The 16,296-nt window shown below is 36.4% G+C and carries 9 protein-coding genes; 4 read left to right on the forward strand and 5 right to left on the reverse strand.

The annotated features are described in order from the left end of the window. Positions 1 to 1,353: a M24 family metallopeptidase gene (locus ACH2CJ_RS15360; protein ID WP_394993832.1), complete on the reverse strand. Its 1,353-nt coding sequence runs from the start codon at positions 1,351 to 1,353 to the stop codon at positions 1 to 3. Positions 1,354 to 1,811: 458 nt separating this feature from the next. Here ACH2CJ_RS15360 and ACH2CJ_RS15365 point away from each other — a divergent pair, with 458 nt between their 5' ends. Both ACH2CJ_RS15365 and ACH2CJ_RS15370 read left to right on the forward strand, forming a co-directional pair. Beyond that, positions 1,812 to 2,942 (forward strand): DUF4249 domain-containing protein, encoded by a 1,131-nt coding sequence (locus ACH2CJ_RS15365; protein ID WP_394993833.1) that lies wholly within the window; start codon positions 1,812 to 1,814, stop codon positions 2,940 to 2,942. A 101-nt stretch (positions 2,943 to 3,043) separates the two neighbouring features. Continuing rightward, positions 3,044 to 5,425 carry a TonB-dependent receptor plug domain-containing protein gene (locus ACH2CJ_RS15370; protein ID WP_394993834.1) on the forward strand — a complete coding sequence of 794 codons (2,382 nt, stop codon included), beginning with the start codon at positions 3,044 to 3,046 and terminating at the stop codon, positions 5,423 to 5,425. 65 nt (positions 5,426 to 5,490) lie between these two features. Here ACH2CJ_RS15370 and ACH2CJ_RS15375 read toward each other — a convergent pair whose 3' ends face one another. Then, entirely contained in the window at positions 5,491 to 6,465 is a 975-nt protein-coding gene (locus ACH2CJ_RS15375) for a helix-hairpin-helix domain-containing protein (RefSeq protein ID WP_394993835.1), read from the reverse strand. Positions 6,466 to 6,855: 390 nt separating this feature from the next. Between ACH2CJ_RS15375 and ACH2CJ_RS15380 the strand changes: the two genes are divergently transcribed. Then, complete coding sequence (locus ACH2CJ_RS15380; RefSeq protein ID WP_394993836.1) at positions 6,856 to 8,355, forward strand: glycine--tRNA ligase; 1,500 nt, start codon at positions 6,856 to 6,858, stop codon at positions 8,353 to 8,355. A 44-nt stretch (positions 8,356 to 8,399) separates the two neighbouring features. On the opposite strand, the gene ACH2CJ_RS15385 is transcribed toward ACH2CJ_RS15380, so the two are convergent. Further along, positions 8,400 to 8,618, reverse strand: a complete 219-nt coding sequence (locus ACH2CJ_RS15385) for a hypothetical protein (RefSeq protein WP_394993837.1) — start codon at positions 8,616 to 8,618, stop codon at positions 8,400 to 8,402. A gap of 88 nt (positions 8,619 to 8,706) precedes the next feature. Beyond that, on the reverse strand, positions 8,707 to 10,482 hold the full coding sequence (locus tag ACH2CJ_RS15390; RefSeq protein WP_394993838.1) for an SMP-30/gluconolactonase/LRE family protein: 1,776 nt from the start codon (positions 10,480 to 10,482) through the stop codon (positions 8,707 to 8,709). Between the two features lie 122 nt (positions 10,483 to 10,604). Here ACH2CJ_RS15390 and ACH2CJ_RS15395 point away from each other — a divergent pair, with 122 nt between their 5' ends. Beyond that, positions 10,605 to 10,766, forward strand: coding sequence for a hypothetical protein (locus ACH2CJ_RS15395; protein ID WP_394993839.1), 162 nt, complete (start codon positions 10,605 to 10,607; stop codon positions 10,764 to 10,766). A gap of 162 nt (positions 10,767 to 10,928) precedes the next feature. On the opposite strand, the gene ACH2CJ_RS15400 is transcribed toward ACH2CJ_RS15395, so the two are convergent. After that, the coding region (locus tag ACH2CJ_RS15400; protein ID WP_394993840.1) for a T9SS type A sorting domain-containing protein at positions 10,929 to 16,296 on the reverse strand (5,368 nt) is incomplete at its 5' end.

Genomic DNA, 16,296 nt, shown 5'->3' on the forward strand with positions numbered 1-16,296 from the left:
TTATTTCACACCCTTCAAAACTCTCGGAATTGGGATAATTTCGGTCTGGCGACCATCAATATATCGAAAACCTTTTTCGTCAAAAAAGCCATCTTCTTCGAGCATAATCCTTATCGTTTTTTTCCATTCGGTAAGTTCAACTGAAGTATTCAACTCGATAGAATAAGCAGTATTCAGATTTAATGGATAATCGCCACTTCCGATCGTCTTTCCTTGATTATCCCACATACCAATTGTTGGCCCAGCGGCGTGTCCGTGATTACCAATTGGGTGTGTATAAATCACAGCTTTTAAGCCTTCTTTTTTCGATTGTTCAAGAGCTTTTGCTAAAATTTCATTTCCCGACATTCCTGCTTTAAAGTTATCAGTCAGGCAATTTTGCACTTGATTTCCTTGTTTGAAAGCATTTTTCAGAAAATCTGGCACTTCACTTTCGCCCGCACGAAGTATATAAGCGTGTTGCTGTTGATCTGAGTTGAGACGTAAATAAGTAATTCCAAAATCACAATGTAGTAAATCACCCGCCATGATTATTTGCTTTTGTGGTCGTTTGGTAAAAGTTCGCAAATGATCAAAGTTTTCTGGGTCGTATCGTTGCACATCAACCGTTGGATGAAACCAAGTTTCCAGACCCAAATCGGTAACTCGCTGACGCATCCACCAAACTACATCATCGGTAGTTGTAACTCCTGGTTGAATGACTCTATCAGAAAATGCTTCTTGAATGATTTCGTGTGAAATTCGACAGATTTGTTGATAAATCACCATTTCACGGTCAGTGCGAGTTTCGAGCCAATTTACAGCTAAATTTGAAGCAGAAACTACACGATTTTGAAATTCAACAGGTAATTTATCCATAAATTCTTTCTGCTCGGTATAAGTCAAACCATCAGCATGAGCATAATATTTCGAAAAATTCAAACCAATTTTCTTTGGTTTTTTGTCTTTAATAGTTTTCATCAAAGCATCCCATTGGTCGGGATTGGTGTTCAAATCCCATTCACCTTTGAGCAAATTTCCAACGTCATAGCGGGCAATAGCATAACGCTCAACACCTTCTTTTTCTCCTTTATCGAAGAAAACCATAATCGTTCGACGGCGAGCTGAAAGCCAAACCGCTGGTAGCATAGTTTTCATTACAGGGTCTTCGTTATATTCTCTCGAAATGATTACCCACATATCAATACCTTCTTTTCGCATCAATTGTGGCAAAACATTCGTCATTTTATCTTCCAAAAGCTCATCGACGACCTCTGCACGCTCACGTTCGGACAGAATTCGAGGAATGTTGTGTTGAGAAAAGACGGTGAACGTGTAAAATAAAAAAGTGAAAAGTAAAAAAGTTTTTTTCATGATGAAGGAAGTAAGGAATGATTTAAAAAACATTGCAACGACATATACAATTCAAAAATATTAGCTTTAAAATTGGCCAAAGATAAACGTCACAGTTCAAAAAGTTGCTTTTTTAGCAAAATAAGTTAAGATAAGAAAAGTTTGAGAGGTTGAAATTCAGACTTTGCCAAGCGAGTGTTGGGGTTTTGGTAAACGAGATTGAAAAAGTTGCTTTGATTAGGCGAGGCTTGGGTAAATTGATTTTATAAAATCTTTGATAAACACAGCGTTTTTAGCAGTTTTTACGTCTTTTTAAAGTATAAGTCAAATCAAAGGAAATACAACTATAAAATTTATGGATTGAACATCACACTTCACCTTTTCATCTCGTAAATTGCCCAATAGGTTGTTTTAGTTTCAATCATTCCTTAGAATTCTTATATTTGTCAAAAATACATTTATTCAATCCTTCCTTAGTAATGAACAAAAAAATTACGCTATTTTCCATAGCAATTGGTTTATGGGTATGCTCGTGTGTAGAGCCCTTCAACCTAAATATTGAAAGTAATATAAGAATTCTAACCGTAGATGCCACATTAACTGATACTTCTGACGAGCAAAGCATCACCCTTACAGAATCTGTCAACTCTAATGGCTCTGCTTATTCTTTTCCTCTACTTAAAGCAACCGTTGAGGTATTGGTAAATGGAACTGAAAAGGTAGCTTTGACTGAAAAAGGTACTGGAGTTTATGTTTTACCAAAAACTTTTAAATTGAAAGCAGGTAGCAGCTATAAACTTTTTTTCTCAAAAGCTGATGGTACAAAATATGAATCAGGAGAGGATAAATTAACAACCGTTCCTGAAATTATTGGAGTTCACGATGAATTTAAGATAAATGGCGTAGAAAGAGGCAATTATTTTGACCCTGCAAACTATGTTTATCTCGATACACAAGACTCTGCCAATGATAAAAACAATTATCTTTGGTCATGGCGACTATGGGAAAGACAATCGGTTTGTGCAACTTGCTATAATGGACGATATTTTCTTACGCCTGTTCCTGCAAGATGTAGAGAAGAAAGAGCTTTTATTGGCGAAACATTTGATTATTTCTGCCCTGGCGATTGTTGGGAAATTCTTTATAACAAAGACCTAAATGTGTTTAGCGATATTTATTCCAATGGAAATCCAATAACAAATAGATTAATTGCTAAAATTCCTTATTATTCAATTAAAGGGGCTTTAATTGAAATTAAACAACAATCTATTTCACCCGATGCCTACCGCTATTTCAAACTTCTTGCCGACCAAGTGCAAAACAACGGAAGTTTAGTTGATACCCCTCCAGCTGCAATTATTGGCAATGTAAAAAATAAAAATAATCCAGAAGAAGCCGTAGCTGGTTTTTTTATGGTTACAAGTGTTCGCAATATTAGGTATTGGATAGATAGAAAAGGAGGCATCGGACAAAATTTAGTACCTGTAGGTGTACTTGATCACCCACTTAACCCCGAACCAATGGGAAATGATATAACTCGTCCACCTTTTGCTCAATGTATTTTAAGTCAATCTCGTACACCAAGCAAGCCTCAAGGTTGGGTAAATTAACCAAAATAGTTACGAACTGTTCGTCGCAGCGACAATGATTTGCAGCCAATCTATTTAAGTGATTATGTCCAATGCTTCAATTCTTTTGAAAATTCCAAAAAATGAAAAAAATATATTTATTATTACTTATTCTTGTAAATCTAACAACATTTGCTCAAGTAAATTACCATTTTAGTGGTTATATAAGAGATACCGTAGATGGCAAACCATTGGTAAAAGCTTCTCTCAATATTGATTTCGGTAAATTTGGTGGAATAACCGATGATAAAGGCTTTTTCGATTTATCATTACCATCAGGTGAACATGCTATTACGATTAAATATGTTGGTTATCGTCCATCAAGAGATGTAATTTATTTAAGAAAAGACATCAATCGAAGCTATAATATTCGTCCACTCGAAAACGAATTGGAAGAGGTAATTGTGTCAAGTAAAGGTGTAGAATCAAATATTCAACGTCCACTTTTGGGAGTTAATCAATTGAGTATCAAAACCTTGAGAAAACTTCCTGCTGCTATTGGCGAAGTTGATATTTTGCGTGGTTTACAAATGCTTCCCGGTGTTACGAGTGTAGGCGAGGCATCAAATGGAGTAAATATTCGTGGCGGAACAACCGATCAAAACCTTTTATTGCTTGACGATATTCCAATTTTTAATCCTACACACATGTTTGGCTTATTTACCGCTTTTCCGTCAGAAGCAGCCTCAAGTGTAGAGGTTTATAAAGGAAATACCCCTGCTCGTTTCGGTGGAAGAGCAGCGTCGGTTTTGGACGTATCGCTTCAACAACCTTCGCTCGATAAATTCAAAATGAGTGGTGGAATTAGTTTTGTATCAAACCGTCTAACGCTTGATGTTCCTATTATAAAAGACAAATTAGGAATTATGATTTCGGGAAGAGCTTCTTATAATGACTTTTTGTTGCCTGTCATTTCTGATAAGTTGAACGATATCAAAGCAAATTTTGCTGACTTAGTAACAAAAGTTTTTTGGAGAGTCAATACTAAAAGTACAATTACCGCTTCGGGGTATTATAGCAAAGATTTTTTCCAAACCAAGTTATTGGGTGCAATTGGAGCAATTAATGCCACTTCTACTCAATATGATTATCGAAGTAAAAGTTTTTCAGCAAGATGGTTTTATGGTATTAATAGCAGAACAAACTTACAAACTACCATCGTTTCGGCCGATTATGTTCCAAAAACCTTGTTGCCAGAGCTAAACTCCGACAATAAAGTTGTATTACTTTCTGGCGTTCAGTACAAACAAGTAAAAAGTAACTTAAACTATTCGACCAATAAACATCGAGTCGAAATGGGTATTAGTGCCACTCGCTACGACATCGATCCGGGTCAGTTACTTCCAGGAACAAGTAGAAGTGTTTTATCAATTACAACTCCTAAAGAACATGCCCTCGAAACAGCCATCCATGCCGAAGATGAAATTACGGTTTCGCCAAAAGTAACGGTTTCAATAGGTGCAAGATACTCACAGTTTTTTACTTTAGGGCCGGGAAATGTGCAAGTTTATGCACCCAATGAACCACGAGATGCTTTTTCGGCACGAGATACCATTGCGTATGGAAAAGGCAATATAATGAATTCTTATGGAGGCGTAGAGCCAAGAATTGGCATGAAATATTCGTTGAATGACCGAACTTCCGTAAAATTTGGTTATAATTTAATGCGTCAGTATATGCAAGTCGTAACCAATACCACTACTCCACTTCCAACTTCACGTTGGAAATCTTCAGATTTGAATATAAAACCACAAGTAAGCACTTTATTATCAGGAGGATTATTCCATAATCTTCCCGGCAATATTTATGAATTTTCGTTGGAAGCCTATTATCGTCTTACCAACAATATTATTGACTACAAACCTGGTGCAGATTTTTTGTTAGATGGCTATCCTGAAACTCAGCTTTTACAAGGAAAAAACCGCTCTTATGGCTTAGAAGTAATGTTTTCTAAGAAAAAAGGTGAAGCCACTGGTTGGATAAATTATACCTACTCTCGGTCACAAAATCAGGTTTCAGAAGGAACTGGATTTGGCGAACAAATAAATTTTGGAAAATGGTATTCTGCCAATTATGACCGTCCTCACTCATTTAATGCTTCAATAATTATCAATCAAGGCACTCACCACGATTTTTCGTTTAATTTTTCGTATAGCACTGGCCGTCCTTACACTTTACCCGAAGGGTTTATTATTTATCAAGGGCGTAGCTATCCTTATTATGGCGAGCGTAATAATGCTCGTTTGCCCGATTATCACCGTTTAGATTTTGCTTGGAATATTTATCAACCTGGCATGAAAGATAAACGTTTTAAAAGCCATTTTACTTTTACGATTTTCAATCTATATGGCAAGAAAAATGCTTATTCGGTTTTCGTACGTAGTTCTGGAACAGCCATTTCTTCATATAAATTAGTTGTTTTTGGAGCTCCAATCGTTTCGTTATCTTATAACTTTAAGTTTTAGAGTTTATAAACAATCAAACAGAGCCTTCTTTTTGCGGAAAGAAGGCTCTCTGTTTGATTGAACGCTTAAAACTCCAAATAAGGCTCAATTTTAACTATCGTAGCCTCGTCTAAAACCTTAATTTGTTTCAAATCTTCGGCAGATTTAAACGCTCCGTGTTGTTCTCGGTAAGCAATAATTGCTTTTGCTTGAAAAAATCTTAAATAAGGGTGCTTAAAATCAGACATAGCTAAAGTGTTAATTTTAAGTTTTTTAACATCCATCTTTACAAAACCATACTTTAATAATTCATCAAACGTTTCGGGTGGAAGTCCGAAAGTTTCTTTTACTTGTTCAGCATTTACAAAGCCCCCTAACAAATCTCTGAATTTGATAATTCGTTTGGCATAGCCTGAACCAATCCCTGGAATATTCTTCAAAACGGTTGTATCACAGTTATTAAAATCAAATTTGACGGGTTGTTTGTAAGCAGGCTTTGCAACTACCGTCGGAGCTTGCAAATTGGTCGGTTGTTCGTTGCTTGCTATCAATTCTGCCTGTGGCGTATGACTCGATTCATTTTCGGCAGATGGCAACGAAATATAAGGTTCTAAACGCTCATAAGTTTCGGGCAGAACGCCATAGATTTTAGCCAAGTCTTCTTTTTTACGAAATTTTCCACCTTTACTCCGGTACTTTTCAATTCGTTCGGCAATAAATTTTGGAAGTCCTAATTCTTCAAATTGGCTGACAGAAGCAATATTGGGATCAAAATTGAAGTTTTTATAGGTTTTTTTCTTAGAATCGTAGTTATCATATTTTTGCCCATAATTCGGTTGATTGGCATAATATGGTTTTTGATTATCAAGCAAAACAGTCAAGCTATCTAACATTTTTGGCGAAGAAATGACCAGATTTTGTTGTTTTTGACTAAAAAACATATCCGCACCAAACATCAGTAAAATTACTAAGAGTATGATTCCGAAAGTAACAACAACACCTTTTGCCTCAGCAGGCGACATACTTAAAAGGTTACGAAAGAAATTGGTAAGTTTTTTCATTATTGAACAGCAGAAATTGATTGTTGTCAAAATTTAAGTGAAAGTCAAATTATTTGCAAGGATTTTGTTAATTTTGTGAAAAAATACTTTAAATAATTACTTCTTTACTATAACTAACAATTAAAATAGGAATGATTACTCGAATCATAAAATAATCCAAAAAAGGAACTTCATCAGTTTCTTAAAGATGTTAGTCGAAAAAAAGGACGTAGATTAGATAACTTTAATGTAAATGCGGCTGTTCATTTAGCTGCCAAAAACATTGAAGTTTACAATATTCTATTCTTTGAAAACTATATGCTTTCCAAGAATTTGAAAATGAACTTAAATCAGTTCTTAATGAGTTGAAAATTATCGAAAGTTAAGTATATTTTGAAATTTAATTTATAAATGAGCCAACCAGCAAACCCAACATTTTCCCTCCAAGACATTATTAGCCACGCAAAAGAATATGGCTTCGTGTTTCCTTCTTCCGAAATTTATGACGGACTTCAAGCCGTTTATGACTATGGTCAGAATGGCGTTGAATTGAAAAATAACCTCAAAGCTGCATGGTGGAAAGCTATGACCCAACTCAATGACAATATTGTGGGTATAGATGCCGCCATCTTCATGCACCCGCTCACGTGGAAAGCATCAGGACATATAGACGGTTTTAACGACCCTATGATTGATAACAAAGATAGCAAAAAACGCTACCGTGCCGACCAATTATTAGAGGGTAAAGCCGAACAGTATTCTGCTGAAGGTCAGGAAGAAAAGGCAAAAACATTACTTGCCGAGATGGGCAGGTTATTAAGTGCGGAAGACCTCGTGGCAGTACGTGAATTAATCATTGCTGAAAATATCGTTTGCCCGATATCAAAAACCTTGAATTGGACTGAAGTTCGCCAATTTAATCTCATGTTTTCGACTCAAATTGGTTCGGTTGCCGAAGATTCGAGTATGATTTATCTGCGTCCAGAAACTGCACAAGGTATTTTTGTAAATTTTTTGAATGTGCAGAAAAGCGGACGCATGAAAGTTCCGTTTGGCATTGCTCAAATAGGAAAAGCATTCAGAAATGAGATTGTTGCCAAGCAATTTGTATTTCGTATGCGTGAGTTTGAACAAATGGAAATGCAGTTTTTTGTGCGTCCTGGTACTGAAATGTTGTGGTATAATTCGTGGAAAGAAGCTCGTTTGAAATTTCATAAAGCGATTGGCTTACCTGCTGAAAAACTAAAATTTCACGACCACGAAAAATTGGCTCACTATGCCAATGCCGCTGTAGATATCGAGTTTGAATTTCCATTTGGTTTCCGTGAAATTGAAGGAATTCATTCAAGAACTGACTTCGATTTGAAGGCTCATCAAGAATTATCAAGAAAAAAACAACAATATTTTGATGCCGATTTAGACGAAAATGGCAAGCCCTATGGAAATTATATTCCATACGTAGTTGAAACTTCTGTGGGTGCTGACCGTTTATTTTTGGCGACTTTCTGTAATGCTTTTACAAAAGAAACGATTCCGAGTAATGAAGAAGGTAAAGATGACAAAGAAAGAGTTTATTTAAAACTTCACCCTGCACTTGCTCCTATCAAAGTGGCAGTTTTGCCTTTGGTAAAAAAAGATGGTTTGGCAGAAAAAGGCGAAGCTATTGCTCAATTGCTAAAATCTTCGTTCCGCACAGTTTATGACGATGGTGGTGCCATTGGCAAACGTTATACTCGCCAAGATTTAATCGGAACACCCTATTGTATTGCTGTCGATTACCAAACAATGGAAGACGATACAGTAACGATTCGCCACCGTGATTCGATGGAGCAAGAACGTGTTTCTATTAGCGAATTGAAAGAAAAAATTGGGTATCAAGTTTCAATGGAAAGAATTTTGGAGGTGATTTAATCATTCATAACCCTCCCCGAAAATGGGAGGGTTATTTATTTCCATTAATTCATATTATCAGTTTTAGTAGCGTCATAAACCGACTTGATTGCTGCCATTTCTTTGACCAAAAAAGTTTGTATTTGCTCATTAAAATCTTTTTTATCATCAGCAGAAAGGCTTTCATATAAGTCTTTCAGTTCTTGATTAATTGCCAGTTTCTCTGCTTCTGTTGATGCATTCATACCTCTTACATGATATGATTTCAAATTAAAATTCTTCATAAACTCAATCTCAAAGGTCTTTTTTTGTTTTCTAACACAAAATTAAATATTGCAAAGGCATTTACCTTCAAAAAACAAATTTACTTTTTCATAACTTCGGAGTTGCAGGCTTAAAAGGTGCTTCAAAGGTATTAACTCCTCTTGTTTTAATTTTTCGGCGATAAACTTTGTCATTTGAAGAAACATAGAGAATATCAAAATTTGCTCCGCCAAAGCATAAATTTGATGATTGCCCATTGCCTGTGGTTGGCACCGGAATAATTGCATTTACTTTTCCTGTTTGGTCCATCACTTGAATACCCGAGCGAGAAGTGACATAAATTCTTCCTTCACGGTCGCATTTGATTCCATCCGACCAAGCATTTTCGGCGGTATCGGGTACGTGCAAGTAGCCATAACGTTGCTTGTTTATGAGTGTTCCGTCAGATTTTATTTGATAAACCCAAACCCAATGAGAAGCAGATTCGGTGACATATAATTGTGTTTGGTCAGGCGAAAAAGCAAGTCCGTTTGCAAATTTTATTCCTGTATCAACCACAACTTTTTCACCAGTCGGTCGGACTAAAAATAATTTACTTGGTTTTTCACTTCCATCTGGTTGTGTGAGATAAATATTGCCATTAAAAGCTACTACAATATCATTTCCTCCCAAACTATCTGCTACGACTTTCGGTTTTAAGGCTGAATCATACGAAATAATTTGTTTGACGGGATAACCACCCCACGAACTTGTAATTGTTACCATTGTTCCATCTTTTGCAAAAGCTGTGCCGCTTGCTCTTTTTGTATCAATTGGCAATAATTCAACCTTTCCATCAAGTCCAACTTTATAAGTTTTGGCATTGGGAATATCTTGATAAAATACTTCACCTTTTGCATTGGCGGCTGTTCCTTCGGTAAAACCATAGCCTTGACCGACTAACTCCCAGCCTTCATTAGGCAATAAAATATCACTTAAAAACTGGTTTTTAGTTTTTCCAGCAGCTACAGTTTTAGGGTAGTCTTTCCAAAGCCAACGCATAGCTTCCGGAAAAATAGAAGTTCCATGTTTACTATTATGTCCCCCTTCGCCCCAAATATGATTTACTTCAAACCCCGAAAAAGTTAAGGCACGCTCAATACTTTCATTTGCCTTCCACCAATCTCCTGCATAACTATTATTGTCATTTGACCCATCTTGCAAGAAAACCCTTATAGCTTTTGGCTCATATTTACGAATAAGAGTTGTGTAGCGGTCGCCACCACGCAGGCCAACGTAAGTACCGATAGCACTAAAAACTCGTGAAAATTCATTTGGACGCTCCCAAGCCGCAGTAAAAGCACAAACTGCTCCACTACTTGAGCCGCCAATGGCTCGGTCATTGCCACTTTTTGAAAGTTTTATTGCTCTTCCATCGCTTGTTTTTTGTTTTTCGACTTCGGGTAAAAGCTCTTCCAAAAGAAAGCGTGCATAGTTGTCTCCGAGTCCGTCATATTCAAAACTTCGGTTGAAACGGTCGAGGGCAAGCTCACCATTTTCGGCTCTAACTTTTCCGTGCATTACAAAAATGCCTATCGTAATGGGCATTTGTTTACGATGAATAAGATTGTCAAAAACAGTTGGAGCTTTCCACTGAATTCCATCTTGGTTTACATAAACACAAGCAGGTTTGTCGGGACGATATTGTGCTGGTACGTACACCCAATATTCTCGCCAAGTACCAGGAAATATCTTAGAGTTTTCAAAAGTAAATTTTAAAATTTCACCTTTTGGAACATTTTTTTGTTCAATCGAAGCAGAATCTTCGGGGTAATTTTCGGTAACGTTTTGTGCAAAAATAGTCGTTTTTACAAGGAAGATTATTGCAAACAATATTTTTTTCATTGGATAGAGGTTGGTTTAAGTGTCGAATTTACAATAAATAAGCTATCACACAAAAACTTTGGCTTAATTCTTGAAATGTGAATTGTCAGACCATAATCTAACACTCAAAAACATCAAAAGAAATGAAAATTTACGAATACACGGCTGAAGCAAAAGATTTCAAAATCCGTGATTTTATGGCTGCCGAAAACAAAAAACAAGCTACCGAAAAAATTAAAAAAACAATCGCAAAGTTAGGCTACCAACAGCCCAAAACTTTGAATTTATATTCGACAAAATATTGAGTTAATAAGAATATCGAATTGAACTTTTTTTCATTAAAAAAGCATAAATACTTATCTATCAATTATTTATTTACAAACACTCTCATTTTGACTAAAGAAATAAATTGAGGTTTAGCCTCAATTTATTTCTTATTATATGATAAAGGGGTTATTCCAAAAACCCTACGGATTTATTACTACTTTTTGTACACAACGTTTTCCGTCTTCCCCAAACACTACCACAAAATGTGTTCCTTTATTGAGATAAACATCTGGGCGAATTTGTATAATTCCAAGCTTATCTTTTTTCCAATTGAATGAGTATTCTTGTCCAGATAAATCGTAAAGTTTTAGCTCTTTTTCTTTTATATTTCTGATGTAAAGATTTATTTCATCGCCAGTTGTCCACGGGTTCGGAAACACCGAACAAATGGGTCTTGTATCAGTAAAATTAACTTCAATCGGGTCGAGGTATTTCTTGGTTCCATCTTTATCAATATAAACTAAACGGTAGCAATTTTTACCACTAAGTGGCTTACTATCAATTGTTTCGTAACTACTTTTCATGCCATTTGCTTTGATTTCTCCGAGCGAAATCCATTTATTACAGTCGGTACTACGCTCTAAAACAAACTTTTCAGCTTTAACTTCAAATTTGGTTTGCCAGTTCAATTTTACTGTTTTTTCAGGCGTTTCTTTTCCTGAAAATACAATTTCTGTAAAATCATTAGCTGTTGCTCCATTTTCCGAAAATTCATTGACATTAAATTGTAAGAAGAAGAAATCTTTAGCGATTTGATTGCCGATTACATTTTTATAAATAACTAAGCTATTGCCTTCAACAAAATTATCATTGTTTTCAAAACCACAATCTTCTCGAACGCCATCATAATGCACAATATTGAAGTTATTGATGGTTAGATTTGGCAAATTTGTAGCGGTTTTGTATTCATTTAATTCAGTATTTTGATAGTAAATTCGGAGTGAAACTGGTTTCTCGAAATTTTGTAATAATGAACTTTGAAGATCAATGTAACGAGCCATAAACTTATTGTCATTTTTAGTAGCTGGCATGACGGCACTACCTCGTCCATAATGTCGAATCGAAATAGAAACCTTTCCTAAATCTAAACTATTTGGGTTGATGGAAGCATATAAATGACCTGCGTTATTGTACAAATCGAACCATTTATTACCTTTCACGCTATCGGCTGCATATACTAAACAATTATTAAAATTATTCTCGAAAGTAGCAATACATGGTGCAACGCTTACATTCAATGGAACTCTTTCGCTTTCGCAAGTCGCAATATTCTTGACACTCACAAAATACGTCGTTACGCCATCTACTTTTGTGTCAGGAATTGGGGGTTTTATATAAGCATCTTTTGTAGTTTGTGAGGCATACCAAAGTAATTGATTTTCTTTTTCGGTTGAAGCATATAAAGTGCTACTTGGAGCATTTCGACAATACGAAATATCATTCGCAACTGGTTTTACAGGAATCGGTGAAATGGTCAAATTAAAGGTTTTACGTTCACTTTCGCAACCAAATTGCGTAATTTGACTTACATAAAATGTAGTTTTACCAATTTTGCTTAAATCAACTTTGGGAGTAGTTTTATCTCCTGTTGTGTCGGTTTTAGACTCATACCAAAGCAAAGTATTCGTTGCGGTTATTGACTTCTCTAAATTGAAAATTACATTTTGACAAATAGCTTGATTTGTAACTTGGGGAGGAGTTGGAAATGGTTTTATTTCTATTTTTAAATCATCGGTATTTCGCACACAAGTTGTGTTTTCATCGACAAAAAATGTAATTCTACCTCTGTAAGTACCTATTTCATTCACATTTGCAATACCCTCTTTGATTATTGTAATATCGGTATAATCGTTTCCTATTTTTTTCTGCCATTGATAAGATGTTACTTCACCTGTAATAGCCAAGCTAGTGAATGATAATTTGGCAGTTTTGCCATCGCAAAGACTTATATTTGCCAAAGTTCCTTTAATTTCATTGACACTCAATGTAGCTTCTTGCGAAATAACTCTTCCTTTTTCGTCTTTAATTATACAACGATATTTTGTTAAATGAGGATTTTCATCGTCACCTATATTACTAATTTTGACCGAGTTAGCTGTTTCATTCAGAATATTTGTAAACAAATTTTCATTGGGTTTTAGGCGTTGCCATTGATAGGTAATAGCATTTGGAGCTGTTGCCGTTAAGCTAAATATTACAGAATTACCAATACAATCTGCTTGAGATATTGGTTGTTTGGTAAACTTCAAACTCTGAATAATGCTTGATATAATTGCTGTGCGTGAACCAAAACAACCATAATCAGACAACTGTGCCACATAGCGAGTGTATGTACCAGTAACCGAAAATGTCGGAGCAGTTGTAGTGAAAGCAGTACTGGTTGGGGAGCTAAACCAGTGTAAAATTTGTCCTTCTTTTGGCGAGCCTGCGGCAGAGAAAGTCAGAATTTCTCCTTCATTGACAGCACTTGGCGTTGTATTGATCGGTGCTGGTGGCAATGCTCCAACTTCTATTTTGATTTCAGCACGTGGACTTTCGCAACCTTGGTCGGTTCGGTCGGCTACATAATGAGAAAACGTACCCGCAACAGCGGTACTTGGTGTCGGAACAGACGTACTTCCTATGCCGCCAGTTGCTTGAGTAAACCAAACGAGGTTTTGTGCTGCACTATTGATTTTTAATTTGGCGGCGACAGAATACTGACAATAAAAAATATCAGAAACCGATGGTGCTACGGGGAAACCACTAACAATCAATTGAGCAGCATCGGTTGGTTCGGTACATTCAAAACCTTGGGTATTGAACTTTACCAAACAACGGTAATAAACACCTTGTTCGTATCTAACATTCGAAAATTTCAAATTATTAGTTGAACTTCCCCCAATGCCATTTCCATCTACTAAACTCGTCCATGCACCGCTTGTTCGGGGGCGAGTTTCCCACTGGTAACTCATTACATTTCCCGTGATAGTAAAGTAACTTGGTAAATTGAAATTTGTATTTGACCCGACACAAGTACCTAAATTTGGTAATAACCCAATAGCAGAATTGACGGTCAATATAGCTGCGTTTGAAGTCAAAGATTGCCCTCCATTACTAATAATACAACGGTATTCTGACAAATTTGGGCTATTTTCATCACCTACATTTGAAACTGACATTGTTTTGGCATACCAACCCCTAATGCCATTTCTATCTTCTGTTAAATTAGTAAAATCTGCTTCATTCGGACGCTTCCTTTGCCATTGATATGTAAACGAAGGATTTGGTGCAACAGCCGTTACATTCATAAAAACCGAGTTTCCTTTACAGTCTGCTTGCGTTGAAGGTTGAGTAATGAGATGAAAATAGTCTAAAACTTTTGCAATAACTGGTAATCTTATACTTTCACAGCCTGTCAATAGGTCGGTTTGTGTTACCCAATACGAATAAGTACCAACCGCTGTGAAAAAAGGAGCAGTTGTTGTTCCTGAGCCGCTCGTTGCTCTGTTATACCACAACAGTGTTCCATTATTTACGGTTGTTCTTGCCGAAAATACCAATGTTTCAGGAAAAACAACATCATAACTAATATTCATTGGCTGGGGTGTTGCGTTTGCTGTTATCAAATAAGGGGCAGAACTCACAGTAAAATTGCATTGAACAGAAGCACAAGTTACTGAATATGAGGTAGTTACAGCTGGGGAAACTGTAATAATTGACGTACTTTGTCCACTCGACCAATTGATTGTACCATCGCAACTATTTGCTGTAAGTGTCGTTGATTTTCCTAAACAAATGGCATTTGTTCCTGAAATACTTGGCGTTGAAGCTACCAAAACTGTTAATTTTGCACCATTGGCATCTTCTTCAGTTGTATGTCTTGCACAAGTTGAACTTCCAACCATAAAATTGTTTTTGCAACGATAATATTGTTCGTCGGCATTGGTAGCATTATTGATTGTCAAGGTTGTTAAATTTGCACCTGCAATATCATTCCACGTACCCGTAGTTCCCAATCGTTTTTGCCATTGATAACTTTCTACAGTCCCAGTGGTGGTAATATTTGATAAATCAAAACTAACATTTGACCCCTCACAAATCGTTTGGTCGACCAAATTTCCTGTTACAGAATTGACTGTCAGAATAGCGATATTTGATATTATTGAGCAAGCCGCATTCAAAACAATTACTCTATAGTTCGTTAAATTTGGGTCTATTGCACTTCCTACATTACTGATAGTCAATGAATTATAAATGGAATTGGCAATATTTTCAAAACCTCCATTCGGAATTTTTCGTTGCCATTGATACGCCGTTGTTGGGCTGGCACCCACCAAAAATGTTACCGAATTGCCATTGCAATCTGCTTCGTTTTTAGGCTGAGTTGAAATTACTGGATAGTTATTGACCAAAACTACAATTTGGTTACTGACATTGCTGGTACAAGTTCCGTCGTTACAGGTAGCCGTATAATTAGTTGATAATGAAGGGCTTACACTAATATTTGCACCTGTTAAGGCATTGCTCCAAGTTACCAATCCTGTACAACCTATCGCTGTTAAAGTAGTTGATTGCCCAATACAAATACGTCCCATTCCGCTAATGGTTGGTGGTAGAACTGGGGTGCCTCCCGAAGCCACTGTAACAACTGCTGGCGAACTTACTGCACTTACACAATTATTGACTGTACAAATGGCCGTATAACTTCCCGAAGATGAAATCAAAAGCGTACTCCCTATTTGACCACTTGACCAAGTCACAATTCCACCGCAAGCACTTGCCGTAAGTGTAATTGATTGTGTTGGACAAATAACGACCAAAGCAGGTGTAATAGTTAGAGTAGTTGGAATATAATTAACTGTAACTTTCACAACCGCCGAAGTTGCTTGATTACACGAGCCAGAGCCTGTTCCCGAACAAGCATAAATTACTCTGAAATATCTAATTATTGCTGTAGAAGTAGCATTGGTTAAGGTTTTGGTGAAGGAAACTCCACCAATCTGTTCATTTACGAATGTTCCATTGGTTGCATCTGACGATTGCCACGTGGGACTACAAGTACCAAATCCACCCGAAAGTGTGGCAGCTAATATAATGTTGCTTCCTGAGCAAATAGTTTTCTCACTCGCATCAATAATCGTAATTTGTGGGTCAGGAACTATCGTGATTTGATGTACATTCGAGTATTTAATTTCTCCGCAAGCATCACTCACTTTTCTACGAAAATAACTCGTTTGATTTAAAACATCGGGGTCGTAAGTGCTTTGGTTTGCTCCCGAAATATCAGTAAAATTGATATTATCTGTTGAACTTTGCCACTGGTAAATATACGCCGTTTTTCCACCACTTGCTGAACTTACACTTGCAATTGAAAGTCCGTTATAGCCTGCACAATTAGTTGTACTTGGTGAAACTTCTATACTTCCTCCTGCTAATACTGGTAAAATTGTTACGTTGAATGTTTGGCTTTTGCTGCAACCCGTTGAACTGATTTTTAAAATTAAAGTAAAAATAAAACTGCCAGTT

Origin of the sequence: Emticicia sp. (assembly GCF_043780375.1) — a bacterium.
Taxonomy (GTDB): domain Bacteria; phylum Bacteroidota; class Bacteroidia; order Cytophagales; family Spirosomataceae; genus Emticicia.

Coding starts and splice junctions, on each gene's coding strand:
- ACH2CJ_RS15360 (WP_394993832.1), bottom strand. CDS start 1,353: ATGAAAAAAACTTTTTTACTTTTCACTTTTTTATTTTACACGTTCACC.
- ACH2CJ_RS15365 (WP_394993833.1), top strand. CDS start 1,812: ATGAACAAAAAAATTACGCTATTTTCCATAGCAATTGGTTTATGGGTA.
- ACH2CJ_RS15370 (WP_394993834.1), top strand. CDS start 3,044: ATGAAAAAAATATATTTATTATTACTTATTCTTGTAAATCTAACAACA.
- ACH2CJ_RS15375 (WP_394993835.1), bottom strand. CDS start 6,465: ATGAAAAAACTTACCAATTTCTTTCGTAACCTTTTAAGTATGTCGCCT.
- ACH2CJ_RS15380 (WP_394993836.1), top strand. CDS start 6,856: ATGAGCCAACCAGCAAACCCAACATTTTCCCTCCAAGACATTATTAGC.
- ACH2CJ_RS15385 (WP_394993837.1), bottom strand. CDS start 8,618: ATGAAGAATTTTAATTTGAAATCATATCATGTAAGAGGTATGAATGCA.
- ACH2CJ_RS15390 (WP_394993838.1), bottom strand. CDS start 10,482: ATGAAAAAAATATTGTTTGCAATAATCTTCCTTGTAAAAACGACTATT.
- ACH2CJ_RS15395 (WP_394993839.1), top strand. CDS start 10,605: ATGAAAATTTACGAATACACGGCTGAAGCAAAAGATTTCAAAATCCGT.